General features: G+C 66.7%; 27 protein-coding genes and 4 tRNA genes. 8 read left to right on the top strand and 23 right to left on the bottom strand.

Translation table 11 applies throughout. The features are described from left to right. Positions 1–7: 7 nt before the first annotated feature. From AC27VL_RS02485 to AC27VL_RS02500, 4 genes are read right to left on the bottom strand one after another with little or no spacing between them, the layout of a single operon-like run. Positions 8–919 carry an HlyD family secretion protein gene (locus tag AC27VL_RS02485; RefSeq protein WP_100552104.1) on the bottom strand — a complete coding sequence of 304 codons (912 nt, stop codon included), beginning with the start codon at positions 917–919 and terminating at the stop codon, positions 8–10. Then, a complete protein-coding gene (locus tag AC27VL_RS02490; RefSeq protein WP_100552103.1) occupies positions 916–1,644 on the bottom strand; it encodes an ABC transporter ATP-binding protein in 729 nt (242 codons plus the stop codon). The genes AC27VL_RS02485 and AC27VL_RS02490 overlap by 4 nt, the downstream gene beginning before the upstream one ends. 10 nt (positions 1,645–1,654) lie before the next feature. Beyond that, a complete protein-coding gene (locus AC27VL_RS02495) occupies positions 1,655–2,794 on the bottom strand; it encodes an ABC transporter permease (RefSeq protein WP_488765462.1) in 1,140 nt (379 codons plus the stop codon). Further along, entirely contained in the window at positions 2,791–4,131 is a 1,341-nt protein-coding gene (locus AC27VL_RS02500; protein WP_488765542.1) for a TolC family protein, read from the bottom strand. The genes AC27VL_RS02495 and AC27VL_RS02500 overlap by 4 nt, the downstream gene beginning before the upstream one ends. Positions 4,132–4,448: 317 nt before the next feature. On the opposite strand from AC27VL_RS02500, the gene AC27VL_RS02505 reads away from it, so the two are divergent. Beyond that, positions 4,449–4,796 carry a hypothetical protein gene (locus AC27VL_RS02505; RefSeq protein WP_488765463.1) on the top strand — a complete coding sequence of 116 codons (348 nt, stop codon included), beginning with the start codon at positions 4,449–4,451 and terminating at the stop codon, positions 4,794–4,796. Between the two features lie 68 nt (positions 4,797–4,864). On the opposite strand, the gene AC27VL_RS02510 is transcribed toward AC27VL_RS02505, so the two are convergent. The 15 genes from AC27VL_RS02510 to AC27VL_RS02580 form a co-directional block, all read right to left on the bottom strand. After that, positions 4,865–4,940 (bottom strand) — tRNA-Gly (locus AC27VL_RS02510). A 105-nt stretch (positions 4,941–5,045) separates the two neighbouring features. Next, on the bottom strand, positions 5,046–6,152 hold the full coding sequence (locus AC27VL_RS02515; RefSeq protein ID WP_488765464.1) for an NAD(P)/FAD-dependent oxidoreductase: 1,107 nt from the start codon (positions 6,150–6,152) through the stop codon (positions 5,046–5,048). Positions 6,153–6,290: 138 nt separating this feature from the next. Continuing rightward, positions 6,291–6,366: transfer RNA gene (locus AC27VL_RS02520), tRNA-Gly, on the bottom strand. A gap of 306 nt (positions 6,367–6,672) precedes the next feature. Then, the gene (gene pgsA / locus AC27VL_RS02525) at positions 6,673–7,302 is read right to left on the bottom strand and encodes a CDP-diacylglycerol--glycerol-3-phosphate 3-phosphatidyltransferase (RefSeq protein ID WP_165376777.1); all 630 of its coding nucleotides are present in this window, start codon (positions 7,300–7,302) and stop codon (positions 6,673–6,675) included. Positions 7,303–7,319: 17 nt separating this feature from the next. Next, positions 7,320–9,164 (bottom strand): excinuclease ABC subunit UvrC, encoded by a 1,845-nt coding sequence (gene uvrC / locus AC27VL_RS02530; RefSeq protein WP_100552098.1) that lies wholly within the window; start codon positions 9,162–9,164, stop codon positions 7,320–7,322. Then, positions 9,161–10,573: a hypothetical protein gene (locus tag AC27VL_RS02535; protein ID WP_100552097.1), complete on the bottom strand. Its 1,413-nt coding sequence runs from the start codon at positions 10,571–10,573 to the stop codon at positions 9,161–9,163. The genes uvrC and AC27VL_RS02535 overlap by 4 nt, the downstream gene beginning before the upstream one ends. Then, positions 10,570–11,058: a low molecular weight protein-tyrosine-phosphatase gene (locus AC27VL_RS02540; RefSeq protein ID WP_100552096.1), complete on the bottom strand. Its 489-nt coding sequence runs from the start codon at positions 11,056–11,058 to the stop codon at positions 10,570–10,572. The genes AC27VL_RS02535 and AC27VL_RS02540 overlap by 4 nt, the downstream gene beginning before the upstream one ends. Continuing rightward, positions 11,055–11,828, bottom strand: a complete 774-nt coding sequence (gene kdsB, locus AC27VL_RS02545; protein ID WP_488765466.1) for a 3-deoxy-manno-octulosonate cytidylyltransferase — start codon at positions 11,826–11,828, stop codon at positions 11,055–11,057. Before kdsB ends, AC27VL_RS02540 begins: the two co-directional genes overlap by 4 nt. Positions 11,829–11,903: 75 nt before the next feature. Next, the gene (gene lpxK / locus AC27VL_RS02550; RefSeq protein WP_180167622.1) at positions 11,904–12,923 is read right to left on the bottom strand and encodes a tetraacyldisaccharide 4'-kinase; all 1,020 of its coding nucleotides are present in this window, start codon (positions 12,921–12,923) and stop codon (positions 11,904–11,906) included. After that, positions 12,923–14,671, bottom strand: coding sequence for a lipid A export permease/ATP-binding protein MsbA (gene msbA, locus AC27VL_RS02555; RefSeq protein WP_049469016.1), 1,749 nt, complete (start codon positions 14,669–14,671; stop codon positions 12,923–12,925). Before msbA ends, lpxK begins: the two co-directional genes overlap by 1 nt. Beyond that, on the bottom strand, positions 14,668–15,090 hold the full coding sequence (locus tag AC27VL_RS02560) for an ExbD/TolR family protein (protein ID WP_025875217.1): 423 nt from the start codon (positions 15,088–15,090) through the stop codon (positions 14,668–14,670). Before AC27VL_RS02560 ends, msbA begins: the two co-directional genes overlap by 4 nt. A gap of 3 nt (positions 15,091–15,093) precedes the next feature. Next, positions 15,094–15,756, bottom strand: coding sequence for a MotA/TolQ/ExbB proton channel family protein (locus AC27VL_RS02565; RefSeq protein ID WP_488765468.1), 663 nt, complete (start codon positions 15,754–15,756; stop codon positions 15,094–15,096). Positions 15,757–15,759: 3 nt separating this feature from the next. Then, a complete protein-coding gene (locus AC27VL_RS02570; protein ID WP_488765469.1) occupies positions 15,760–18,168 on the bottom strand; it encodes a DNA internalization-related competence protein ComEC/Rec2 in 2,409 nt (802 codons plus the stop codon). A 70-nt stretch (positions 18,169–18,238) separates the two neighbouring features. Further along, the gene (locus AC27VL_RS02575; RefSeq protein WP_488765470.1) at positions 18,239–19,582 is read right to left on the bottom strand and encodes a sensor histidine kinase; all 1,344 of its coding nucleotides are present in this window, start codon (positions 19,580–19,582) and stop codon (positions 18,239–18,241) included. Between the two features lies 1 nt (position 19,583). Beyond that, complete coding sequence (locus AC27VL_RS02580; protein ID WP_025875225.1) at positions 19,584–20,255, bottom strand: response regulator transcription factor; 672 nt, start codon at positions 20,253–20,255, stop codon at positions 19,584–19,586. Between the two features lie 143 nt (positions 20,256–20,398). Here AC27VL_RS02580 and AC27VL_RS02585 point away from each other — a divergent pair, with 143 nt between their 5' ends. After that, positions 20,399–21,166 carry a MipA/OmpV family protein gene (locus AC27VL_RS02585; protein ID WP_488765471.1) on the top strand — a complete coding sequence of 256 codons (768 nt, stop codon included), beginning with the start codon at positions 20,399–20,401 and terminating at the stop codon, positions 21,164–21,166. 39 nt (positions 21,167–21,205) lie between these two features. Further along, positions 21,206–21,493 (top strand): hypothetical protein, encoded by a 288-nt coding sequence (locus AC27VL_RS02590; protein ID WP_025875229.1) that lies wholly within the window; start codon positions 21,206–21,208, stop codon positions 21,491–21,493. Between the two features lie 8 nt (positions 21,494–21,501). On the opposite strand, the gene AC27VL_RS02595 is transcribed toward AC27VL_RS02590, so the two are convergent. Beyond that, positions 21,502–21,642 carry a hypothetical protein gene (locus tag AC27VL_RS02595; RefSeq protein WP_165780968.1) on the bottom strand — a complete coding sequence of 47 codons (141 nt, stop codon included), beginning with the start codon at positions 21,640–21,642 and terminating at the stop codon, positions 21,502–21,504. Positions 21,643–21,749: 107 nt separating this feature from the next. Between AC27VL_RS02595 and AC27VL_RS02600 the strand changes: the two genes are divergently transcribed. The 5 genes from AC27VL_RS02600 to AC27VL_RS02620 all read left to right on the top strand — a co-directional run bounded on the left by AC27VL_RS02600 (position 21,750) and on the right by AC27VL_RS02620 (position 23,602). After that, positions 21,750–22,319, top strand: a complete 570-nt coding sequence (locus tag AC27VL_RS02600) for a TlpA family protein disulfide reductase (protein ID WP_375067441.1) — start codon at positions 21,750–21,752, stop codon at positions 22,317–22,319. Between the two features lie 11 nt (positions 22,320–22,330). Next, positions 22,331–22,525 carry a hypothetical protein gene (locus AC27VL_RS02605; protein ID WP_025875233.1) on the top strand — a complete coding sequence of 65 codons (195 nt, stop codon included), beginning with the start codon at positions 22,331–22,333 and terminating at the stop codon, positions 22,523–22,525. A 65-nt stretch (positions 22,526–22,590) separates the two neighbouring features. Continuing rightward, positions 22,591–22,782: a hypothetical protein gene (locus AC27VL_RS02610; protein WP_488765473.1), complete on the top strand. Its 192-nt coding sequence runs from the start codon at positions 22,591–22,593 to the stop codon at positions 22,780–22,782. Between the two features lie 31 nt (positions 22,783–22,813). Beyond that, entirely contained in the window at positions 22,814–23,008 is a 195-nt protein-coding gene (locus tag AC27VL_RS02615) for a hypothetical protein (RefSeq protein WP_312707155.1), read from the top strand. Positions 23,009–23,269: 261 nt separating this feature from the next. After that, the gene (locus AC27VL_RS02620; RefSeq protein ID WP_100552089.1) at positions 23,270–23,602 is read left to right on the top strand and encodes a hypothetical protein; all 333 of its coding nucleotides are present in this window, start codon (positions 23,270–23,272) and stop codon (positions 23,600–23,602) included. A gap of 112 nt (positions 23,603–23,714) precedes the next feature. Here AC27VL_RS02620 and AC27VL_RS02625 read toward each other — a convergent pair. The 3 genes from AC27VL_RS02625 to uvrB all read right to left on the bottom strand — a co-directional run bounded on the left by AC27VL_RS02625 (position 23,715) and on the right by uvrB (position 26,093). Then, positions 23,715–23,789, bottom strand: a tRNA-Val gene (locus AC27VL_RS02625). Between the two features lie 97 nt (positions 23,790–23,886). Then, positions 23,887–23,961 (bottom strand) — tRNA-Val (locus AC27VL_RS02630). Between the two features lie 107 nt (positions 23,962–24,068). Next, on the bottom strand, positions 24,069–26,093 hold the full coding sequence (gene uvrB, locus AC27VL_RS02635; RefSeq protein WP_180164302.1) for an excinuclease ABC subunit UvrB: 2,025 nt from the start codon (positions 26,091–26,093) through the stop codon (positions 24,069–24,071). Between the last annotated feature and the right edge of the window lie 92 nt (positions 26,094–26,185).

Consider the following 26,185-nt stretch of genomic DNA (forward strand, 5'->3'; position numbering starts at 1 on the left):
GGCGCAGTTACTTCCGGAACTCCACCCGCACGTGCTGGCCGACGCGCGCCTTTGCCGCACTCTCGAACTCCAGCACGCACTCCACCACCTTGGCCACGCCGCGCCCTGCATCCTCCGGCAGCCGTGCCGGTGCGAACACCGGGCTGATGCGGACCACGCGTGCCACCGGCAGCGGCTTGCCCTCGGTGCCATCGCTATCGATCACCACCGTCGCGCGCATGCCCACCTGCACTGCATCGGCATAGGCGGCGCTCAACTCAGCGCGCACCTGCAGGGGCCGCGCCGGCAGCAATGAAATCGCCGGCTTGCCGGCCTGCACGAATGCCCCGACGCCCGGCACCTGGCCAATCACGGTGCCGGAATCCGGCGCGGTCAGCGACATCTGCCGCAGCTTGAGCCTGGCGTGCTCCAGCTTGTGCTGGGCCATCTCGACCTGCGCCCCAGCCACATCGACATCGGCGCGAACGCCAGCCAGCTGCTGCTTTGCCGCGTCGGCCTGCTGGTTGGAAGAGACGCCTTCGCTGGCGCCGGTGGCAAGACGCGTGGCGTTGCGCTCCAGCTCGCGCAGCTGTGCCTGGCTGCCCTTCAGTCGGTCGGTAGCCAGCGCGAGATCGGCGTTGGCCATGCCTACTTCCTGTTCAAGCAGTGCGCCATCCACGGTGAGCAGGACATCGCCCTTGCGGACCACCGCCCCTTCCTTCACCGGCGCGGTGCTGACCGAACCATCCATTGCTGGGACCAGTGCAATCAGGCCGCCTTCCACATCGATGATGCCGCGGGCGACGGCCACCTTGTCCACGCTGGTGGACGTGGATGCGGCCGGCTGTGCGGGTACGGGTGCGTCCTTGCTGCAGGCACCCAGCAGCAATGCCGCGCCCAAGGAGATGCTGAGGGAGAACAACGGCGGCATTCTGGTCATCGGTTGGGCTCTACGGTTTCGTTCTGGCGGCGGTCATCGCGGACCGTGCCGTCTTCCATGGCGATCACCCGATCCGCATGGCGGATCAGGCGTGGATCGTGGCTTACGCACAACACCGTGGCCTGATGTGCGCGTGCATAGCGGTGCAGGATGTCGATCACGCGCTGGCCGTTCTCGGCGTCCAGTGCACTGGTGGGCTCATCGGCGAAGATCAGCGTTGGTGACTTGGCGAACGCACGGGCAACCGCCACGCGCTGCTTTTCGCCGCCGGACAGCTGCGCCGGGCGCATGTGGCTGCGATGCGAGAGACCGACCTCGTCCAGCGCCTGCCGCGCCAGCGGCTCGCTGTCACGGTTGCGCATGCCGCGATAGCCCAACGGCAGCTGCACCTGCTCCAGCGCGGTCAGCGCCGGGAACAGATTGAAGCCCTGGAACACGAAACCAACATGATGCAGGCGGAAGCGCTCCACCTCACTGCGGGTCATATGGCTGACGTCCTGGCCAAGCGCATGCACGCGGCCGCCATCGGGCGTGGAGAGTCCGGACATCAGCGACAGCAGCGTGCTCTTGCCGCAGCCGGAGGGACCCGACACCAGGGTCAGTTCGCCAGGATAGATGTCCAGTGACAGGCCACGCAGCACGGGAACGTGCACATCGCCGGACACGAAGCCCTTTTCCAGTGCGTCGGCACGCAGGGTCGGGGACGTGATGGAGGTGTTTTTCATCGGTCGCCCCTCAACGCAACAGCAACGATGGATCGGAACGGACGACGCTGCGCACCGCCATGATGCTCGACAGCATGGCCATCACCGCGACCAGCGCCACGCAGCCGAGAACCACCATCGGCGTGAGCTGTACCGGCACGCGCTGGGTCTGCGCCGCCAACAGCACCACCGTGCTGAAGGCTGCGGCCAGCAGCATGCCGACGCCGCCGATCAGTACGGCCTGTTCGAACACCACCCGCGCCAGCGCGTAGCGGCCTGCACCGAGCGCGTTGAGCGTGGCGTACTCGCGTACCGACCCGGCCACCACCGCCGCGAAGGACTGGTTGGTGATCACCGCGCCGACGAAGCAGACGATGACCGCCATGAACAGCACCGCGATGCCGGCACCGGTATCGAACAGCCAGTACTGCTGCGAGCGGCTGGCAAACTCCGGCGCCGTCCAGAATTCGACAGGCGTAGCGCGGCCCGTTGAAGCCTTGAGGCGTTCGCGCACGCGACCGGCCAATTCCGGTGATCGCGTGCCCGCTACGAAATAGGTACTGCCTTCATGTGGGTCGGTTCCGGCGATGGCACGCGCGGTATCCAGTGATGCCAGCACGTTGACGCCGCCAAGACCACGCAGGCCGGGTTGCGCGGCGACCACACGCACGGCCTTGCCGTTGATCCAGGCCTGGTTGCTGCGCAGATCAACGCCCAGCGTGTCCAGGTCGGCGCTGTCGACGATCACCGCCCCGGGTTCGCGCAACTGCGCACGCAGGTCAGGCGAAAGGATGCGCGAGAACATCATCGCGTCGTTCGCCGTCGAGATGCCGGACAGGTACACCGACACGTTGCCGGTACCCTGCGCGCTGGAGCGCCACTCGCCATCGACCCATTCGTACGGCTCGACGCGGATGACATCCGGGTCCATGCGCAGCCGGCTTTCAACATCCGCGCTGATCGCATGGCCGTAGTTCACGCTCTGCGTACCGGCAAAGCCAGCCCAGACATCGGCGGTCGATGCCTTCACGTAGATCGCAGCGGTGCCGAAGATGCCCAGCACCAGCGCTGCCTGCACGATCAGCAGCACACCGGCGAAACACATGGCCAGCACCACCGGCAGGAACCTGCGCCACTCGTAAACCAGCGTTTTGCGGGCAAGCGCGATCATTGCGCGTCGCCTTCTGGCTCGACCGGCAAGGGTGCGCCGCCCACGGCGCGATACAGCGATGCGAAGGCGAGCACGCGCGCACCCTGCGCGCCGATAAGATCGGCATGCGCGGACAACGCCGCACGCTGGCTTTCCAGCCCGTCGAACTCACTGGAGAGGCCAAGCTGCACCTGCCGGGCCTGTCGCGCGACCTGCTGCCGGGCAGTTTCGTCGGCCACCTGCAGCGATTGGATGCTGCTGTCCTGACGGGCCAGGCTGCCCAATGCACCTTCCACTTCAGCCACGCCCTGAAGCACGGCCTTGCGGTAGCCCAGCAACGCCGCATCCAGTTGCTTGTCGTCGGACTGGTAGCGCGCGCGCCGCTGGCCCCAATCCCACAGCGGAATATCGATGTAGGGACCGATCGATGGGCTGGAATCGGAGTTGGAGCGCGCGTTCTGGGTGAGGTTGTAGGCGTACAGGATGGAGCCGCCCAGGCTCAGTTTCGGGAACATCGCCGCGCGTGCGCTGCCCTTTTCGGCGGTGGCCTGCAGCACATCGGCCTCGGCCAGCAGGATCTGCGGGCGATGGCGCAGCAGATCAGCCGGCACCTGCTGCAGGGTGAAGGTGCTCAACTGCGGTGGCGTGCGGTAGGCATTCCAGGCCGGATCCGGCCCATCGCGCCCCAGCAGCAGCGCCAGCGCACGCGCGGCGTTGCCTGCGTTTTCATCCGCCTGCGCAATGGCAGCGCGTGTGGCAGCCTGCCGCGCACGCAGACGATCCAGTTCGCCAGGCTCGTCCAGATGCAGGCGCTGCCGCACCAGCCCCAGTTGCTCGCCGCGTGCGTCAACGGCCTGTTGCTTGCCCAACAGATCCGACTGCGCCTGCGCGACGGAAAGATCCAGATAGCTGCGCACCACATCTGCGATCACCGCCACCTGCGCGGCATCGCGCAGTGCTTCAGCATTTCCGTTGGCCGCCTGCGCGCTCAATCGGGCACTTTCCGCTGCGCCAAACAAGCCAAGATCCCAGATCGCTTCGACACCGGCGTGGAAGTAAGTGTCGACCGCGGCGGCGTCCTGCACCTGCTTTGCACTGGCCGTTATCTCCGGACGGAAGCGCGCATCGGCGGTACCCGACACCAGGCGTACCGCCTGCAGCCGCAGCGTGGCCTGCTGCAGGTCCAGATTGCCGGCGATCGCCTCTTCCACCAGTGCGTTCAAGCGCGCATCGGCCAGCACCTTCCACCACTGCCGCGCATCGACCGCGATGCCCTGCGCAGGCGCGGCTTGATTCCAGACCACTGGAGTGCGATCGGGCAGATCGGGAACCGGCACCGACATGCAACCTGCCAGCATCGTGCTGGTCAGCACCGCCCCGGCAGCTACGATGATGCGCGGGAGCGCGGCATACCGTTTGACGGACGCCGCGGTGAAAGTGAAACAACTGGCCACCCGCCCACCTTCGTGGAGAGAGAAGCCGGGGAGGCTACGCCGCGATTGTGGAGTGGACATGGAGAATCAGTCGGAGCTGCGTTACAGCGCGTATGCGGTGCCTGCATTGCGAACCCTCGGCCTTTCCCCAGCCTTTCATGAGCGCCGCCAAGCTGAACGCTGGACTGTTCGCGGGCGCTGCGGCACATTGGCCTGAACGCTCCTACCGGCAGGCTATACGCTTGAAATTAAGTCCTTGCCGCGCGCTCGGCATCTTCATGGCCGTGCTTGTCGTGGGCACGATGGCGATCTGCCTGGCGACGCCACTGGCATCGAACGCGACCATGCTGCTGATGGACCGCAGCAACTTCATTCCCGCGCAGTCGTCGATCTTTTCCTTCGAGCCCTACGTGATCAACAACGGCTCGTCGAACTACTGGCTGTATGGCCAGGACCGGACCTACTACTACCACTTCACCTACCAGGCCGACGCGCCTTACCTGTACATCCCGCGCAAGAACGCCTGCGTCGGCTTCGACCGTGCGGACGTGCGTACCTGGTGCAGCGCGAGCCGGGGCATTCCGCGCTAGCGAGGCTGCATCTGGATGGCGGCGTGCAAACGAAAAACGCCCCCTTGCGGGAGCGTTCTTCTTGAATCTGGAGCGGGAAACGAGACTCGAACTCGCGACCTCAACCTTGGCAAGGTTGCGCTCTACCAACTGAGCTATTCCCGCAGATTCCGTTCGACCTGCGTCGAAGGAGCGCTATTGTGTCGGGATTGCTGCACGGCGTCAACAGGATTCTGCAGCCTTTTCGCCGGCCAGCGTTCAGCTTCCGGATCAGGCCCGAACGCCCCGTCGGTGGAAGTAGATCTGTTCGGCCAGCCGGCGTGCCGGGCCGGTACCCAGCAGCGCGTCGACCGGCCAGTCCCGCTGCAGATGGTCCATGGCCCAGCGCAGTACGCGCTTGCGGTGAAAGGTGGGCGCCGCCTGTCGCGCCACCTGCTCGGCGGCTGGCCCCTTGCCGCGCCGATGCAGGCCGATTGCATCTCCGACTGCCCAGCCATGCCGCCATGACGAGTGGATGCCGCCGGCCGACAGCGGCGAGACAACACCCGCCGCATCACCGGTAAGGATCACGCCCGGCGCAGTGATCGGGCCATCCGGCAACCCGCAGGGCACCAGCCCCGCGCGGGTGCCGGCAGCCTCGGCCGAGCGAGGAAGGCCTACCACGTCGCGCACATGTTCAAGGAAACCCTCGATATCCGGCGAACGGACATGTTCGGGATCGTGGCGCAGCGCCAGCCCCACCTGCACACCGGTAGGATTCTGCGCGGCCCAGCCGATGTAGCCGGGTGCGAAGCGGCGGCTGACGAAGCAGTGCAAGGCGTCGCCTTCCGGCAGCTGCACGCCGGCAAACTCGCGCTCGACGCCGTACAGGTTGTCGCGCACCTGGCCCAGGCCGATGCGCTGCGCGACACGCGATCGTGCACCGTCAGCGCCGACCAGATACGCGGTGCGCCCCACCCCTTCAACCTGCCATGCGTCGCCGTCGCGGCAAGCTCCGGTAAACGACTGCTGGAGCCGCAGGTCCACGCCGCTGGCGCGCAGTTCGCTGGCCAGCCAGCGCATCAGGTTCGGTGTATCGGTGGTGAGGAAGTAGTAGCCCGGTGCGGCCAGCAACACATTGCGCAGGTTCGGTGCGTACAGGCGCACGCGCGCCACGCGCTGCACCAGCTGTTCGGGCATGCGACCAAGCCAGGTGTGCTGCATGGCCTCCTTCACCACGATGCCGGTGGTATGCAGGCGCTCGCCGGGGTCAGCTTTGCGTTCGAGCACGCAGACGCGCAGGCCGTACTGGGCGGCGGCGAGTGCGCAGGCAGCACCTGCAAAACTGGCGCCGACGATGATCACGTCGTAGTCGTAGGCAGCGGGAGTGTGAGGCATCGCGGCATCACCACTTGAGAAGGGAGATGCAGCATCGAGCCTCCGAATGGTGAGGCGATGGAGTGGCGGTGAAGTGGGTATGAAGCGCGCTGGACGCAAACGAAAAACGCCCCCTTTCGGGAGCGCTTTTCTTGAATCTGGAGCGGGAAACGAGACTCGAACTCGCGACCTCAACCTTGGCAAGGTTGCGCTCTACCAACTGAGCTATTCCCGCTTGGGAGGCGAAATTTTACCTATTCCAAGGATTGCGTCAAGCGCTTTTTTTCAGGAATTTGCGGGGCGGCCGACATTGCGTATCCACGCATGGCGTGGATCTACCGCAAACCCACATTCCCGTAGATCCACGCCACGCGTGGATGAGGGATCCCGCGTAGAACGCATACCCAGTAGATCCACGCCATGAGTGGATGAGGGATCCCGCGTAGAACGCATACCCAGTAGATCCACGCCATGCGTGGATGGAGGTGTCCCTGGTGTCAGAGCCCTTTCCTGCGGAAAGGGAGCCGACACCGGTAGTTCCTCAGCCGTTGCCCAGCTTCTTCTGCCGCGAACGCTCGCGCGCAGCGCGCTCGTCGTCACGCAGGCTCGGCCAGGCGGCGTGCAGGTACTGCAGGCCCGACCACAGGGTCAGGACCGCGGCAATGGCCAGGGTCCAGTCACCGATATGGAATACCGGCGGGCCCATCCAGATGTCGTTGATCGGCACGTTGGGCGCCACCGAATACAGCAGGCACAGCAGCGCGACCATCTGCGCAGTGGTCTTGACCTTGCCGATCATCGCCACGCGCACTTTGGCGCGCTGGCCGAGTTCGGCCATCCACTCGCGCAGCGCCGACACCGCGATCTCGCGGCCGACGATCACCGCCGCCCAGAACGCCATCCACGGGGTAGGATGCCCCTGCACGATCAGGAACAACGCCACTGCCACCATCAGCTTGTCCGCGACCGGGTCGAGGAAGGCGCCGAACGCAGACTCCAGGCCGTAGCGACGCGCGATCCAGCCATCGAGCCAGTCGGTGATCGCGGCCAGGCCGAAGATCGCCGCCGATGCGAAGTTGGTCCAGGTGTAGGGCAGGTAGAACACCAGCACCAGCACCGGGATCATCACGATCCGCAACAGGGTCAGCCAGGTGGGCAGGGTCAACTTCATGCTGCTTTATTCTCTCTCTACTCGGCCGGATCCGGCGCGGCCAACCCGTGCAGGTTAGCGTAGATGCGCGCCGCGAGGGCGTCATTGATGCCTTCCACCTTGGCGATTTCCGCTTCTCCGGCGGCTTTCAGGCCGACCAGGCCACCGAAATGCTTCAGCAGGCTGGCGCGCCGGCGCGGCCCGATGCCGGGAATGTCCTCCAGTTTGCTGGTCATCCGGGCCTTCTGCCGGCGCCCGCGATGGCCGGTGATGGCGAAGCGGTGCGCTTCATCGCGCACCTGCTGGATGAACTGCAGAGCAGGATCGGCCGCACCCGGGCGCAGTTCGCGGCCATCGGGCATCACCAGGGCTTCATGGCCGGCACGGCGTTCCACGCCCTTGGCCACACCCACCAGCAGCACGCCTTCCACGCCCAGATCGGCCAGCGCCGCCTGCGCCTGTGCCAGCTGGCCGGCGCCACCATCGATCAGCAGCACGTCCGGCAGCACGCCCTGCTCTTCCACGGCGCGGCGGAAACGGCGGTCGATGGCCTGGCGCATCGCGGCGTAGTCATCGCCCGGCTCGATGCCGCTGATGTTGAAACGGCGGTACTGCGCGCGCACCGGGCCGGCGGCGTCGAACACCACGCACGAGGCCACGGTAGCCTCACCCATGGTGTGACTGATGTCGAAACATTCCACCCGTTTCACCGGTTCGGCCAACCCCAGCATCACCCGCAGTGCTTCGCTGCGCGCGTGCTGCGCGGTGCGGCTGTTGATCTCGGTCGCCAGGGTCAACTGCGCGTTGCGGCTGGCCAGTTCCAGGTAGCCGGCGCGCTCGCCACGGACGTTCCACTTCAGCTGCACCTTGCGCTCGGCCGAGGCCGACAGCGCCGAACCGATCAGATCGGCATCGGGAATTTCGCGGTCGAGCAGGATCTCGCGCGGTGGCTCGAATTCGATGTAGTACTGCGAAACAAAGGCCGCCAGCACTTCGTCCGGACTTTCCTCGCCGTTGGTGCGGGGAAAGAACGGACGGGTGCCCAGGTTGCGACCATCACGGAAGGCCAGCAGCATCACGCAGGCCTGCGAGCCCTGCATGGCCACCGCCAGCACGTCCAGGTCGGCCGCACGGCCGTCCACGTACTGGCGGGTCTGCATGCTGCGCAACGACGTGATCAGATCACGCAGGCGCGCGGCCTGCTCGAATTCCAGCGCTTCGCTGGCGGCCTGCATCTGCTCGCCCAGCTCCCGGGTCAGCTCATCGCTCTTGCCTTCCAGGAACATCGCCGCGCGGCGCACCGACTCGGCGTAGTCCGCGGCCGGCACCAGCTCCACGCAGGGCGCGCTGCAGCGCCCGATCTGATACTGCAGGCAGGGCCGCGAGCGGTTGCGGAACACGCTGTCTTCGCAGCTGCGCAGCTTGAACAGCTTGTGCATCAGGTTCAGCGTCTCGCGCACCGCGGTGACGCCCGGATACGGCCCGAAATAGCGCCCGGGAATGGCGCGCGGGCCACGATGCAGGGCGATGCGCGGCCAGTCCTCGCGGGTCAGCAGCACATGCGGATAGGTCTTGTCGTCGCGCAGGGACACGTTGTAGCGCGGCGAAAGTGATTTGATCAGCTGGTTTTCCAGCAGCAGCGCTTCGGCTTCCGAGCGCGTCACGGTCACGTCCATGCGCACGATCTGCGAGAGCATCGACATGATGCGCGCGTTCTTCGGACTGCCGTTGAAGTAACTGCCCACGCGGTTGCGCAGCGCACGGGCCTTGCCGACGTACAACAGCGTGTCGTCGGCCGCATACATCCGGTACACGCCCGGGGCGGTACTCAGCTGGGCCGCGAATGCCTTGCCATCGAAGGACGGGACGGGAACAACGGTCATTCGCTGATCGGCACTTCGCTGAGTACGCCGCTGTCAGGGTCCAGACGCAGTACGGTGTGGGAATCTGTCTCGGCGATCCATACGGCACCGGCACCGACGGCCAGGCCGGCCGGGCCGTGCAGGCGCCGCGGCAACGGCTGGGTGGTCAGTTCGCCGCCGCCCAGGCGCAACGTGCGCAGGCGCCCATTGCCGGTATCGGCGATCCACAGCAACGGCGCATCCGGGCTCAACGCGATCGCCTGCGGGAACTGCAGGCTGGCCTGCGCGCGCGGGCCATCGTCTTCACCGAAACGCCAGGTGCCCTGCCCGACCAGGGTCTGCACCAGATCGCCGCGCAGCTGCAGCGAACGGACCGAAGACCCCAGCGCGTCGGCCACGTACAGCACCTGCTGGACCACGGCCACGGCCGTGGGCTGGGCGAACGCGGCCAGGTGGCCGCTGCCGTCGCGCTCGTCGATGGCGCCGCTGCCGGCGCGCCACTGCAGGCTGCGCTGGCCGAGGTGATAGCTCCAGATGCGGTTGTCGCCGGCCATGGCGATGTGCAGCTGGTTTTCGGCGATGGCCAGGCCAACCGGATGATCCAGCGACACCTGCCGAGGCTGCGCCACCGGCCCTTCCTCGGGAGCACCCGGACGACCGTTGCCGCACAGGGTGTCGACCAAGCCGGTCAGCAGGTTGATGCGGCGCACGGCGTGGTTGCCGGTGTCGGCCACGTACAGTGACTCGCGCTCCAGCGCCAGCGCCTGCGGCCGGTGGAAAGCGGCTTCGGCGAGATTGCCGTCCATGAAGTCGGCGGTGCCCAGGCCGAACTGACGCAGCACGCGGCCGCCATGACTGCATTCAAGGATGCGGTGGTGGCCGCTGTCGGCGATGTACAGCCGTTCCTGGTTCACAGCCAGCCCCATGGGGAATCGCAGCGCCTGCCGCGGCTCGGGGTGCAGTTCGCTGCCGCCGCGCGAAGGGGCCGACGGCGCACCCTCGCAAAGGGCATTCAAGGCCCGCTCCAACTCGCCGGGCACGCCCTGGCCGATCAATCGCTGCTGTTCGCGGCCCTGTGCGTCCAGCAGCACCATGGTCGGCCAGGCGGTGACACCGAAGCGGCGCCAACCATCCCAATCGGCATCGAGCAGCACCGGCATGGTCAGGCCCTGGCGGCGCAGCAGTTTCAACGCAGCCGTGGCATCACGCTCGAAATCGAAACGCGGTACCTGCAGCACCAGGGGTTGCAACTTGCCGGGGTGGCGTGACAGCCACTGGCTGAACTCGGCCAGCCGTTGCGCGCTCCACGCGGAAGCCGCGTTGACGAACAACAGCGCGACCGGCCGGCCACGCAGTTCGGTCAGGGTGCAGGGCGCGGCGTTGAGCCAGGCGGCGAACTCGGGCAGGTCCGGGACGGGCTGGATGTTCATGGCCCGATTATGCCGGAGTGGGCGTGATGCAACAGGCGTGCCACGGTACGTTCGGCAGCGGCGTCGACCAGCGACCAGACCTGCTCGAAATGATCACTGCCACCGGTATAGGGGTCGGGAATCGCGCGTTCGCCCTGCCCGCCCGACCACGGCAGGTACAGCGCCAGGCGCTCGCGCTGGGCGGCGGTGGCAAGGCGCGCGGCATCACGCAGATTGGCCTCGTCGGCGCACAGTATCCAGTCGAAGGCGTCGAAGTCCTGTGGCTGCAGCTGCCGCGCGCGCAAGCCGCCGAGGTCCACGCCATGCCCGGCTGCGCACGCAATCGCACGCCGGTCGGGTGGCTGGCCCACATGCCAGTCGCCGGTACCGGCCGAATCGACCTGCACCCGCCCGGCCAGCGCCGAGGCATCCAGGCGGGCGCGCAGCGCGCCTTCGGCCATCGGCGAGCGGCAGATGTTGCCGAGGCAGACGACCAGCAGCTTCATCGCGCCGCCATCGCCTGCAGCAGCGTTTCGGCGCGCTGCAGGTCTTCAGGGGTGTCGATGCCCGGCGGGAAGGGTTCAGGCGAGATCGCCACGGCGATCGGGTAGCCCGCTTCCAGCACGCGCAACTGCTCCAGCGATTCCACCTGTTCCAGCGTGCCCGGCGGCATCGAGGCGAACTGCTGCAGGAAGCCGGCTCGGTAGCCATAGATGCCTATGTGGCGTAGCCACTGGTGGCCCTCGGGCAGGGTCTCGCGGCTGCGGGCGAAGCCATCACGGTGCCAGGCGATCGGCGCACGGCTGAAGTACATGGCCTCGTTGCGCACGTTGCGCACCAGCTTGACCACGTTCGGGTCGAACAGCGTGTGCGCGTCCTCGACCGGCGTGGCCAGGGTCGACATCGGCGCGCGGCCTTCCACCAGTGCCGCTGCCACGGCGCGGATGCCGGCGGCGGGTGCGAACGGCTCATCGCCCTGCAGGTTGACCACGACGGTGTCATCCGCCCAGCCGGCGATGCGCGCGCATTCGGCCAGGCGATCGGTGCCGGAGGCATGCGAAGCCGCGGTCATCGCCACCTTCACTTCTTCCAGGCCGGACAAGGCGTCGGCAATGCGCTGGTCGTCAGTGGCGACCCAGACCTCACCCGCGCCGGCCTGCAGCGCGCGTCGGGCCACATGCAGCACCATGGGCTCTCCGCCCAGCAGGCGCAGCGGTTTGCCCGGCAGCCGCGAAGCGGCGTAGCGGGCCGGGATGGCAACAACGAAGTCGGTCATGCGGGCGGTACTCGGCAGGCGCGATACAGCAGGAATGCGGCCGGCGGCGTGCATTTGCAAGCGCCGCACGGCCCCTCAGTTCGGTCGCAGCTTGTCCAGGCGATCGGTCAACGCGATCCAGAAAGCAGCAGGCATCTCGGCACGCAGCGGCACGGCGTACTGCCAGTCGTTGGCGAACGCGCGGCACTTCACGGCATCCTTTTCGGTCATCAGCACCGGCAGCTGGCTGCCAAAGGACAGATCCTGCGGCTGGTAGGCGTGATGGTCGGCGAAGGCATGCGGCACCACGCCGATCGCACGCGCGCGCAGCATGTCGAAGAAGCGTTGTGGATGGGCGATGCCGGCCACGGCATGCACGCGCTGGCCCGCGAAGTACGAGAGCGGACGCGCCCGTCCACCAGCCAGTGGTTGTGCACTGTCGATGTGCAGGGCCATCGGCCATTGGCCGAAGCCGCAGGCCTGGGCAGCCGTCGCTTCATCCGCCTGGCCAAGATTGATCACACGGAAATCGCATTCGGCGGCGCGGCTGACCGGCTCGCGCAGTGGGCCGGCCGGAATCATCCGTCCATTGCCATAGCGACGCTGGGCATCGACCACCTCGATTTCGATGTCGCGCGCCAGCCGGTAGTGCTGCAGGCCGTCATCGCAGACGATCACGTCGCAGCCGGCGGCGATCAGCGCCTTGCCCGCCGCCACGCGATCGCTGTCCACGCGTACCGGCACGCCGGTCTTCCAGGCGATCAGCACCGGCTCGTCGCCACCAAGGGCGGTCGGCGTATCGGCTTCCACCCAACGTGCCTTGTCCGCTTCTTCGCGGCCATAGCCGCGACTGGCCACACCGGGCTTCCAACCCGCTGCGCGCAGGCGCTCGACCAGGGCGATGGTCAGCGGCGTCTTGCCGGTGCCACCGGCGGTGATGTTGCCGACCACGATGACAGGCACAGCCAGTGCATGGCGCTTGCGCCAGCCACGCCGGTACAGGCGCCGGCGCAGCGCGGTGACGCCCGCGTACAGCGGTGCCAGCAATCGCATCGGCCACGGAACCGGGCTGCCGTCATACCAGTACGGCGGGGTCTGGGTACCTTTGCCCGCCATCAGTCCTGCCTTTCGCGGAACTGCATGTTGTGCAGGTGCTGGTACAGGCCACCCATCGACAGCAGTTCCTGATGGGTGCCGCGTTCAACGATGCGGCCATGGTCCATCACCAGCACCTGGTCGGCATGCTCGATGGTCGACAGGCGATGCGCGATCACCAGCGTGGTTCGCTCGGGCATCAAGCGCTGCAGCGCATCCTGCACCAAGCGCTCGGATTCGTTGTCCAGCGCCGCGGTGGCCTCGTCCAGGATCAGGATCGGCGCATCGCGCAGGATCGCGCGGGCGATCGCCAGGCGCTGGCGCTGGCCGCCGGACAACAGCGCACCGTTTTCACCCACCGGCGTCTGCAGCTGCTGCGGCATGCGCGCGATGAACTCCCAGGCATTGGCCGCTTCGGCCGCCGCGCGGATCTGCTCGTCGGTTGCATCCATGCCGTAGGCGATGTTGGCCGCGATGGTGTCGTCGAACAGCATGACCTTCTGGCCGACGATGGCCACCTGCCTGCGCAGATCGGCCAACGGATAGTCATCCAGGGCGACGCCATCGAGCGTGATGCGGCCGCCGTTGGGTTCGTAGAAGCGCGGCACCAGCCGGATCAGGCTGGTCTTGCCGCTGCCGGAACGACCGACGATGGCGGTGACCGTACCCGGCCTGGCAACGAAGCTGATGTCGTCCAGAGCGATGCCGCTGTCTTCGCGGTAACGCAGCATGACGTGCTCGAACGCCAGTTCGCCGCGTACGCGCTGCACCGCATGCTTGCCGTCGTCGCGCTCGACCGGCATGTCGATGATGCCGAACAGGCGCTCGGCAGCGGCCACGCCGCGCGAGATCGAGGTCTGCACGCTGGTCAGCCGGCGCAGCGACGGAATGATGGCCATCATCGAGGTCATCAGGCCCATGAACTGGCCCGCATTGAGCTTGCCGGCCAGTGCCTCGCGGGTGGACACCCAGACGATGACTGCCAGCGCCAACGCCGCCAGGAACTGGACCACGCTGGAGGCCGCCGCGCGGGTCACTTCCACCTTCATGTTCAGCGCCAGCATGCGGTTGGCCAGGCGCGAGTAGCGCGAGATCTCGTGCTGCTGGGTGCCGTGCACCTTCACTTCCTGCTGCGCGGCCAGCGACTGCTCGGCGGTCTGCGCCATGGTGCCCATGCCGTCCTGGATGCCGCGGCTGATGCGCCGGTAGCGCTTGCCCACGTAGGAGACGATCACGCCGATCAGCGGCACCACCACCAGCATCGCCAGGGTCACCTTGACGCTCATCTGCAGCATCACCGCCAGCATGGCGATGATGGTCAGGGTATCGGCGACCACGGTCTTCAGCGCGTCGGCACTGGCCTGGGTGACCTGTTCGGTATCGAAGTTCAGGCGGCTGACCATCACCGGCGTCGCCTCGGCGTCGAAGTGCGAGGACGGCAGGTGCAGGTACTTCTGCAGCACCTGTTCGCGCAGGTCGCGGACCACGCTGCGGCCGGTCTTGGCCAGCGTGTAGTCGCTGACCCAGGTCGCCACGCTGCGCATCAGGAACAGGCCGAGGATGGTCAGCGGCAGGATCACCGCCATGCGCGGCTCAGGGTTGACGAAGCCGCGGTTGACCAGCGGTTCCATCAGCTTGGTGAAGTGATAGCCGGCCAGGGCTTCGACCACCATCGCGATGACCGCGCCGATCATGAACACCCAGTAGGTGCGGGTATAGCCCAGCAGACGTTTGTAGATCGGCCACACTGGCGCGTGATGGGAACTCATGGACGCACCTCTGGCGCTGTTGCAATGGCGATACGACGGAAGCCGAGCTGGCCCAGCGCATCCTGCGCGGTGACCACGGCCTGGTAAGGAGTGCGTGCGTCGGCACGCAGCAGCACGGTCTGTTCGCGATCGCTGCCAGCGACGGCCGCGATCGTCTGCTTGACCGACTCGACGTCGCTGCGCAGCACTTCCTGATCGTTGACGAAGTAGCGGCCGTCAGCGTTGATCAGCACGCTCAGCGAGCGCGGCGGCTCGTTGGTCTGCTGCTGGCTGGCGGTCGGCAGCTGCACCTGCAGGGTTGATCGCGCATCGAAGGTGGTGGTGACCACGAAGAAGATGATCAGCACCAGGATGACGTCGATCAGCGGGACCAGGTCGATATGCGGTTCATCCTGGGACCGGTCGTTGCCGATACGCATCGATCAGGCCTTTGCCGTGGCGGCGGAGGACGCGCGCGCGGCAGGAGCCGGGGTCATCACCCCGGGGCGACCATCCAGCGTATCCAGCAATGCACTGGCTTCCTGCTCCATCTCCACCACGTAGCCGTGGATGCGGCCTTTGAAGAAGCGATGGAACATCAGCGCCGGGATCGCCACGATCATGCCGGTGGCGGTGCACACCAGCGCCTTGCCGATACCGCCGGCAAGCTGGTTCACATCACCCACGCCGTGGTCGAGGATGCCCAGGAACATCTGGATCATGCCGACCACGGTGCCGAGCAGGCCCAGCAGCGGGCCGGCCGAGGCGATGGTGCCCAGCGCGTTGAGGAAACGCTCCATGCGGTGCACCAGGTGGCGACCGGTGTCTTCGATGCGCTCGCGGATCTGGTCGCGCGGCCGGTTGCGCGCTTCCAGTGCGGCGGCCAGCAGGGCGCCCAACGGTGAATTGGCCCGCAGGGTCTGCAGGTGCGCCGGATCGAGCTTGCCGCGCGCGGCCCAGTTGCGCACTTCCTGGCCCAGGCCAAGCGGCAGCACCTCGTTACGCCGCAGGGACCAGAAACGCTCCAGGACGATCGCCAAAGCCAGTACGCCCAACAGCAGCAGCGGCACCATCGGCCAGCCACCGGCCTTGACCAGTTCCCACACGTTTCAACCCTCCGGCCCAACGGCCGCTTGTTCGATCGGCGATAGGATAGCAGCCGACCGTGCCCGCCCAGCGGCATCCCACCACCGGGCTGCGTGGATACGCTGTTCACGCAGCTGCAGGCCTTGTGCGCCAAGCCATATGCGGATCGCGCCGGACTCGGCGGTGGACAGCACTTCGGCGCCGGCCGCCTGCCAGCGCTGCACCACGTCACGCTTCGGGTGGCCAAAACGGTTCTGGTGCCCGGCCGAGACCAGCGCCAGCTGCGGTGCCACCGCCTTCACCCAGCCCCCAGTGGAGCTGCCTCCGCTGCCGTGATGGGGCACCAGCACCACGTCCGCACGCAGCGCATTGGCAGCGCCCTGCAGCAGGGCCTGCTCGCCCTGCCGGCCGATGTCTCCGGGCAGCAGCACCACCCCGTGTGCGCTGGCGACCCGCAGCACGCAACTGGCTTCGTTGTCGGCGCCCTTGCCGGCGGCCGGGAAGGCGGCAGGCGGGTGCAGCACCTGAAAATCGACCCCGTCCCATTGCCAGCGCAGCCCCGCTTGGCAGGTGCCGGCACGGGCAATCGCACTGCCCCGTGGCGCCAGCACGTCCAGACCCGGCAGTTGCCGGCGCAACGCGGCGAGGTTGCCGCTGTGGTCCAGGTGGTCGTGACTGATCATCACCCGGGCCGGCGGCACCTGTCCCAACGCGCGCAACGTCGGCAGCAGCATCCGCTCCTCGCCTTCGCTGCCTGCGGGCGGCCCGACGTCGTACCAGAGTGCGTGGTGGGCGGTCCGCAGCAGCACCGCCGTGCCCTGGCCGACATCGTGCACCACCAGTTCCAGCTCGCCCTGCTGGGGCGCCGATCGTGCCGGCCACAGCAACGGCAGGCACAACAATGACCCGGCGAGCACCGCGCCAGCACCGCGTGGCAACAGCCACCAGAACACCCCCAGCAACGCCGCCGGCAGCGCCCATGCGGGTCCCTGCGCCAGCCACCAGATCGCCTGCGGGTGCTCGGCCAGCGGCTGCATCAGCTGCCAACTGGCATCGAACACCCAGGCTGCCGCGCGCCAAGGCCACTGCCCTGCTCCGCTGCGCAGGGCCTCCAGAGCGGTTCCCAGCAGAGCCAAAGGCACTACCAGCAGGCTCCACAGCGGAATGACCGGCAGGTTCACCAGCGGCCCCAGCCGTGCGGTGCCGCCAAACAGCGCCACTGCCAGCGGCAGCAGAGCGACGCTGGCCACCCCCTGTCCTGCCAGAGCGCCGCGCAGCATTGCGGCGAACCCCTTCGGCCGTCCCTGTGGCAGGCACCACAACAACCACAGGACGCCGCCGAAACTGAGCCAGAAGCCCGCAGACAGCACCGACAGCGGGGCCGGCAACAGCATCGCCAGCGCGGCAAGCGCCAGGCCCTGTGCCACCGTCACCGGACGGCGGACGACGCGCGCCAAGGCCACCACCGCGATCATCAACGCGGTGCGCACGGTCGGCAGCTCGCTGCCCGCAACAACGGCATAGCCGGCCGCTGCAACCGCTGCCGCACAGGCCGCCGCCTGCGGTCGTGGCCAGAACCCGGCAAGCCCCGGCCAGGATCGCCAGAGAACAGAACACAGCAATGCGGCGAAGCCTGCCGCCAGACCGACATGAAAGCCGGAAATGGCGATCAGATGGGTCAGGCCCAGCGCGCGCAGCTGCGCCCAGTCGATATCGGACAGGCCACGCGTATCGCCCAGCGCCAGAGCCTGGATGAACCGCGCCGAGGGATGTGCGATCTGCCTGGCGATGGCCGCACTGGTGCGCTCGCGCCAGGCGGGCAGACCATGTGCGGGACGCAGCAGCCGCGTAATGCGAGCATCACGCACGTTGCCACTCGCTGCCAGCCCACGCAGCAGCGCATGCCGTTCGCCATCGAAGCCACCCGGGTTGATGCGTGAGCGCGGCGGTCGCACGCGTAGTGACAACTGCCAGTCCGCGCCAGCGTGCAGGCGATGTCTCTGATCAGTCCCGGCGTCGGCCGGCCCGCGGCGGGGCGCGTGCCAGAGCACCTGCAGCCGCTTGCCACGCAGCATCGGCATCGCATCGGACGCATCGACCCGGAACTCGAACCGGGTGTATCCAGGCGCTTGCTTCGGCAGGTCGACAACCTGACCCCGGACCAGCACATCCTGCGCAGCAGCACCGGCCGGCAGCTGCGCCTGCAGTGCCCAATACCCATGGCAGCACGTCCAGGTCAGGCCGAACAGCAGCGCAGCCGCCGCGCGCCCGCGCCAGCGCAGCACCCAGCCCAGCGCAGCCACGGCGGCGGCCGGAACAGATGCCCATAGCGGTGGCAACGCCGGCAACAGCACGCAGGCCAGCGCGCCAATGACCAGAGCGGCAGCGCATGCGGGGCCCAGCAAGGGCGACGAGGTCCGGTCGACAACCATCGCCACAGCGTGCCGAGGAGCAGCCTCACGCAACCATCAGGCAACGCCGTGTGCTTCTGTCAGCGCCCCACTAGCGCCGCACGCTGCCGCGGTGGAAGTTGACCCTGAAACTGGCGCCGCCCCCGACCGCCTCGCCCACGCTCACCGTGCCGCCGTGGTGCTGCACGATTTCCTTGACCAGATGCAGGCCAAGGCCGCTGCCGCTGCCAGCGGCGCGCAGGCGGTGGAACGGCTCGAAGATCGCCTCGCGGTCACCGACCGGCACACCGGCGCCCTGATCGCTGACTTCCAGCAGGCCCTGCCGGTCCAGACGCACGCAGATGGTGCCGCGCCCGCCGCCGTGGACGATGGCGTTGTGCACAAGGTTGGCGATCACCCTGCCCAGGGCCAGGCCATCGCCATGGATCCATACCGGCGTTTCCGGCGCATCCACCTCGAAGCCATAGCCGGCGCCAACGACCAGCGGCGCGAGGTCGGCGGCCGCTTCACGCACGACATGCGCCAGGTCCAGCCGCTGCAACGCGGCGATGTTCCTGTCCAGGCGCTGCAGATCGAGCAGGTGCTCGGCGACGTTGCCGAGACGGGCGACATCGGTCAGCAACTGCGATTTCAGCTCCCCCTGCGGCAACTGCGACAAGCGCGCCTGCACCACTGCAATCGGTACCCGCAGTTCATGCGCGGCATCGGCCAAGAACTTGTCGCGTGCTGCGTAGCCCTGCTGCACCTTGTCGATCGCATCGTTGAACGCTTCGACCAGAGGCGCCACCTCGGTCGACACCAGCTGCGCGTCCAGGCGCGCTCCAGGCTGGCCGATATCCAGTTCCTTGGCCTGCTGCGCCGACCGGCGCACGCCACGCATGGCGCGATGGATCACCGTCGGCATCACCAGCAGCGTGACGACGATCAATGGCAGGAAGAACCACAGGCCGATCAACCGCAGCACCATCAAAGCGCCATCCAGCAGGCCGCCCTTCGGCGCCCCGCCCACCATCACCGTGATGCGGCGTCCGTCTTCATTGCGGATCATCACCCGGGCCACGTCCAGGTACGGCGGTACCAGCGACCCCAGCTCGGTGGCGCCCAGTGTCGGCAGGCGGGCCAGCAGCGGCGCGTGGATGGCAGGCAGCGTGCCGCGCTGCAGCCATGCGCCGCGATCGTCGACTGCCGCGAACCACAGGTTGCCACCGGCACGCGCGTCGAGCTTCTGCCAGCGCACCTCGTCCAGCACCAGCCGACCACCTTCGCTGTGCACGGCGTTGGCCGCGCTCTCGGCCATGAACATGTCCATGCCCCAGGTGTCCTTGTCACCCCAGGTCAGGATCAGCGCGACCACGGCAAACAACACGGTGAAGGCCTGCGCCAGGAACAACCGCCACGCCAGCCCCAGGGTGATCGAACGGATCGGTCGTGCCATCTCAGGCCTCCGCCAGCAGGTAGCCGACGCCGCGGATCACGTGGATCTCCACGCCCGCCCCGGCCTGCTGCAGCGCCTTGCGCAGCTTGGAGATATGCGCGTCGAGCGCATTGGACTGGATCTCATCATCGAACCCGTACACCGCCGCTTCCAGCGCACTACGGGTGACCGTGCGACCCTGCCGCATCGCCAGCGCCTGCAGCACCAGCACCTGTCGCCGCGGCAATGCGACCGGCTGTCCATCCACCTGCGCCTGCAGCGATTCGAAATCAAACTCCAGCCGGCCCAGCCGCAACCGGGGGGTCACCATCGCCGACGGTCGACGCGATACGGCGCGGATGCGCGCCATCAGCTCTTCGATCGCCACCGGCTTGACCAGGTAGTCGTCGGCGCCGACATCCAGCCCCTCCACCTTGTCCGACAGCCCGCCCTTGGCGGTGAGCATGATCACCGCCAGGTTCGGCCGCAGCGCACGGGCGGTCGCCACGAAGCCCACGCCATCACCGTCCGGCAGCTGCCGGTCAAGCAGCATCAGCTGGTGCACCGGCTCACGCAGGGCGAGCGCCGCCTCGGCCAGGCTGCCAACCACGTCGGCGACCACACCCTGGCGCTCAAGCCCGGACTGCAGGGCTCGCGAGAGATCGGGGTCATCTTCGACCAGGAGAATGCGCATCGGGGGCTCGGCAACCGGAAACGGTGCCGATCATAGTGCCTTCGGCGTGCAAGTGGCGCCGATGCAGCAGATTGCGCCTGCGCAATGTTCCGACAATGTTGTGCGCGCAGCATGCACCGCCATCCCCGCAAAGTAGTACGTTGATGACCTCGCTGCCCCCCGCCCTGCTGCGCCCCCTGCTGTGCACCGTCGCTCTCTCCACGCCGCTGCTGGCAAACGCGCAGGAACAGTCCCCGGGCGTACAGGCCGGCATCACCTTCGGCGCGACCACCGGCGCCTATGCGCACTATGACGACAAGCCGCTGGTGCTGCCGGCGCTGTCCTGGCAGGGCAAGCGCTTCTTCGCCAGCCCTGGCTCGCTCGGCATGAACCTCTACAAGGCCGATGGCCTGCGCGTGTCGGCCGTGGCTACGCCCTACACGTTGCGCTTCAAGACCGACGACGTGAACGATCCGCAGCTGCGCCGCCTGCACAGCCGGCAGATGTCGGCGATGGTCGGCATCAACGCCGACTACAGTGCGGACTGGGGTGCGGTGGCGGCCAGCGTGAAGCGCGAAGTGAGCGGGCATGGCGGCGGTGTTGAATCAAGCCTGCATTACAGCTATCCGATCCAGGCCGGTCGCTTCACCTGGGTGCCACGCGTGGGCGTGGTGCATTCCAGCGCCCGCCTGCTCGACTACTACTACGGCATCAGCGACGAGGAGGCCCTGCGCTCCGGGCTGGCAGTCTACAAACCCGGCAGTGCCACCTCGCCGAGCCTGCAGATCGCGGTCAGCACGCCACTGGGCACGAAATGGCGTGCGACCGGCGTGGTCGCCAACCAGTGGTTCGGTGATGCCGTCGAGGACAGCCCGATGGCACGACGCAGCAGCCAGACATCCGCTTTCATCTCGCTGATGCGCGCGTTCTGACCGAACCTGCATCCGCCCCACGGACAACAAGGATCCCGCATGGCCGCCGTCACCCCCACCGCCGATGCCAACGCGATCCTGCGCGCACCGGATCTGGACAGCGCCGAGCGCGCCTACCTCGGCCTGCTGCCGGACATGGATCATGTCGATGCACTGACCCGACGTGCACTTGGCCTGTCGCGCGCTGCCGATGCGGCGCGCGGCTATGCCCTGTCGATGACCCTGGTCGGCCTGCGCCTGCAGGAACTGGAGATGGGCGAGCCGTGTGCGGCCGAGTATCGGCAGGCAACGCTGCGCAGCCTGCGGCAGGCCTTCACTGCTGCCTGAGCATTCCGTCAGCGGAAGGTTGTCCAGGCCAGAACCGCAGACAAAAGTGCGACCCACACCACCGCTTTGAAGGTGCCTTCCAGCATGTTGCCGCCGAACAGCAGATCGATGATCGGGTTCGGCCGTGAAACGGGAGCATGGTCACTCATGGTGGCGTCCTGTGGTTTGGGAACTGCGTCACCGATGATACAAAAGCTTGACATTCCTGTTGCTGTTTCCGGTATGGTCGATGCAACGCGGCGTTCAAGGATGATCGATGCTCAAGCGTGCACTGTTTCCCGTAGTCGCCCTGCTGCTGGCCGCACTGGTCATCATGCTCTCCTGGCAGAACCGCCAGTTGCGGCAGGTCAACGAACAGATGGCGGCGCAACTGCAGCAGACCCAGCTGGATGCACATGGTCCTGCCATCGGCACCCGGCCTGAACTGCTGACGCTGCGGACGACGCAGCAGACCCATGTCGATATCGGTGGCGCCCGCGCCGTTCCGCAGATCCTCTACTTCTTCTCTACTGCCTGCCGCTACTGCCTGGCCTCGGTGCCACAGCTGCAGCAGATCGCCGCTGCACGCGGCAGCGCCGAACTGGTGGGTGTCGGCCTGCCACCGTATGACCAGCTTGCCGGGTACGCCGGCAAACACGCGCTGGCGTTTCCGATCGCCGTCGACGATCAGGGCGAAGTCTCCAAGCGCTACCGCGCCACGCTGACACCGATGCTGATGGTGCTCGCCGCGGATGGCAGTGTCGTCTACAAGCATGTCGGCCAGCTCGACACAGAGACGGTACAGGCCGTCGCCAAGGCAATGAATCCGGGAAGCCACACCAACTGAAGGAGATACACATGATCGGGAAGAAAACGCTGTTCTCGTCCGTCGCCGGTATCGTCATCGTTGCTGCAATGTCATTCGGTGCCGCACAGGCCTTCGCCACACCGGTGAAGACCGGCTTTGCGCCAGGCTGCGTGGATACCCCCGGGTGCATGTTCGGCGGCAATGGCCGCGCCGGCGGCACGCGCATCTGCTGCGTCGCCAACTGATTCCGCTTCGACACCGCCCCGCAAGCGGTGACCTCATGTTCCATCGCCATTCCAAGGAGATACACATGATCGGAAAGAAGAAACTGTTCTCGTCCATTGCCGGCATCGTCGTGGTTGCCGCCATGTCATTCGGTGCCGCTCAGGCCTTCGCCACTCCAGTGAAGACCGGCTTCGAACCGGGCTGCAAGGAACATCCCAGCTGCCCGTACGGCAATGCCGGCTCTCACGGCCTGCTGGTCTGCTGCGATCCCATGTGATCCACCTCGACGCTCTGCAAAGGAGATACAGATGATCGGAAAGAAGAAGCTGTTCTCGTCCATTGCCGGCATCGTCGTGGTTGCCGCCATGTCATTCGGTGCCGCGCAGGCCTTCGCCACGCCGGCCAAGGCCGGGTTCGCCCCGGGCTGTGAGTACACCCCCGGTTGCCCGTACGGCGGTTCAGGGCATTGGTCCGGCCCTCGCCTCTGCTGCGATCCGCTCTGAGCCTGCCTGAAGGTTCCAGCCATGTCGTGACCTGAGCCCAGGCTTCCCGGCCAACGGGGTCACTTCCGGGCAAATAGGCCGGACTGCCTTCACAGGCGGCCCGGCCTTTTTCATGGCAGTGACCTGCAGCTGCCCCGACCCAGCCCGGATTCATCCTTGCTGGCTCTCGTTGGCACGCACTTTTCCCGCCTTCGTCGGATACCGGTTTCACACCACAGGCCGCAGTGCAACGCTGGACTCCCTTCTCCGGAGCACCGTGCCATGCCGATGCTTGCCTTGCTGCTGTTGATGGCCGGTCTATGCAACCGTGACGCCGACAACGGAAGCGATTCGCTGCGATTGCAGATCCTGCAGGCCGATGCCCAGCGTGCCGCCAGCGAGCCAGACACGCACGGCCAGACGGACAGCCAGAGCGTGCAGATCCTGCGCTTGAGTGCGGACCGCGTACTGCAGGTGGCCCATGGTCGCGTGCACGCTGAAGCGCCTGCGGGACAGCGCGGGCAAACGCACTCCCGGGGCCTCATGCAGCTGTGGCAGCGCGTGGATGGTCATTGGCAGCTGCAGCGCAGCGCCAGTGTCGAGCAACGCGGTTGACGATGACAGCAACCGGCCAGGCGCAGACGAGCGCAAATTGCAGGCACAAAAAAACCGGCCCAAGGCCGGCTTTCATCGTGTCCACCGCTGCTCCGGCGATGCCGGGAACCGGTGGTGGGCGGTACAGGGTTCGAACCTGTGACCCCTACCATGTCAAGGTAGTGCTCTACCGCTGAGCTAACCGCCCAAAAATTCCGTACAGCCCGCAGGCTGGTGCTTCTACGTAAAAACCCGGCGCCAGGGCCGGGCTTTTCATGCTCACGACAGCCCCCTGGGGGACTTCGTGGTGGGCGGTACAGGGTTCGAACCTGTGACCCCTACCATGTCAAGGTAGTGCTCTACCGCTGAGCTAACCGCCCGTTTGTTGCTTCTGCAGCGCCGCGATTGCGTCGGTGCAGGCCGCGTATATTACGGACGACGACCGGCAAGCGCAATACTTTTGTGAAGAAAAGCCGCTTTACCGCGTTCAGCCCAGGCTGGCTTCCTTCAGCTGCCTGATCTGGTCGCGGACCCGGGCGGCATCCTCGAATTCCAGGTCCTTGGCATGCTGGTACATCCGCTGCTCTAGGGCCTTGAGGCGAGCGGCCAACTGCGCCGGGCTGAGCGAACGGTAGTCGGCCGTGTCTTCGGCCACACCCGCCCGCCCCTTGCCCTTGCCCTTCTTGGCTTCCTTCTCGGCAGCATCCGAACGCGCGCCTTCCAGCACGTCGACAATCGGCCGCAGGACCGAGCGCGGAATGATGCCGTGTTCCTGGTTGTACTCGACCTGCTTGGCGCGACGACGGTCGGTCTCGTCAATCGCCGCCTGCATCGAACGGGTGATCCTGTCCGCATACAGGATCGCCTTGCCGCGCACGTTGCGGGCCGCGCGGCCGATGGTCTGGATCAACGAACCAGTCGAGCGCAGGAAGCCCTCCTTGTCCGCATCCAGGATCGCCACCAGCGAGACCTCGGGCATGTCCAACCCCTCGCGCAGCAGGTTGATGCCGACCAGCACATCGAACTTGCCCAGGCGCAGGTCGCGGATGATCTCCACGCGCTCGACGGTATCGATGTCCGAGTGCAGGTAGCGCACGCGGATGCCGTGCTCGGTCAGATACTCGGTGAGGTTCTCGGCCATGCGCTTGGTCAGGGTAGTGACCAGCACGCGGTCACCGGCCTTGATCCGCTCGTTGGCCTCGCTCATCAGGTCATCGACCTGGGTGCCGACCGGGCGGATCTCCACCACCGGATCGATCAGGCCGGTCGGGCGCACCACCAGCTCGGCCATGTCCTCACCGGCCTCACGGAATTCGTAAGGGCCCGGCGTCGCCGAGACATAGATGCTGCGCGGGCAGCGCGCCTCCCATTCCTCGAAACGCAGCGGACGGTTGTCCAGCGCCGACGGCAGACGGAAGCCGAACTCGACCAGGGTTTCCTTGCGCGAACGGTCGCCCTTGAACATGGCGCCGATCTGCGGAATGGTCACGTGCGATTCGTCGATCACCAGCAACGCATCGGCCGGCAGGTAATCGAACAGGGTCGGCGGCGGCTCGCCCGCGTTCTTGCCGGTCAAGTGCCGCGAGTAGTTCTCGATGCCATTGCAGAAGCCCACTTCGGCCATCATTTCGAGGTCGAACTGGGTGCGCTGGGCCAGGCGCTGCGCCTCGACCAGCTTGTTCTGCGCGTACAGCTGTTCCAGCCGCTCCTTCAGCTCGACCTTGATGGTCTCCACCGCTGCCAGCACCCGTTCGCGCGTGGTGGCGTAGTGGGTCTTCGGGTACACCGTGAAGCGCATCAGGTTGCGCATGGTCTCGCCGGTGAGCGGATCGAACATCGTGATCTTCTCGACTTCGCCATCGAACAGTTCGATGCGCAGGGCTTCACTGTCCGATTCTGCCGGGAATACGTCGATCACTTCACCGCGCACGCGGAAGGTGCCGCGCTGCAGCTCGTATTCATTGCGCGTGTACTGCAGCTGGGTCAGGTGATTGATCAGGTCGCGCTGGTCGATGCGCTCGCCCTTGGACAGGATCAAGCGCAGCGACAGGTAGTCTTCCGGTGCGCCCAGACCGTAGATGGCCGAAACGGTCGCCACCACGATCGCATCCGGTCGCGACAGCAGGGTCTTGGTCGCCGCCAGCCGCATCTGCTCGATGTGCTCGTTGATCGAACTGTCCTTCTCGATGAAGGTGTCCGACGACGGCACGTAGGCTTCCGGCTGGTAGTAGTCGTAATAGCTGACGAAGTACTCCACCGCGTTGTGCGGGAAGAACGCCTTGAACTCACCGTACAGCTGCGCTGCCAGGGTCTTGTTCGGCGCCATGATCAGCGTCGGCTTCTGGATCTGCTGGATGACGTTGGCGATGGTGTAGGTCTTGCCCGAGCCGGTCACGCCCAGCAGGGTCTGCTTGGCCACGCCAGCCTCGAAATTGCTGGTCAGCTTGGCGATGGCATCGGGCTGGTCGCCCGCCGGCGAATACGGCGAGACAAGTTGAAAACTGTCGCTCATGGTGCTGCCAGGTCTCGGGAAGGTTGAGTATAGCGGCCGCATTGGTGACGGCCGGTTGATGGAGATTCTGATTCAGGGAAGGGGGTGCACCG

The organism is Stenotrophomonas sp. 14P6.2.3, assembly GCF_057799055.1.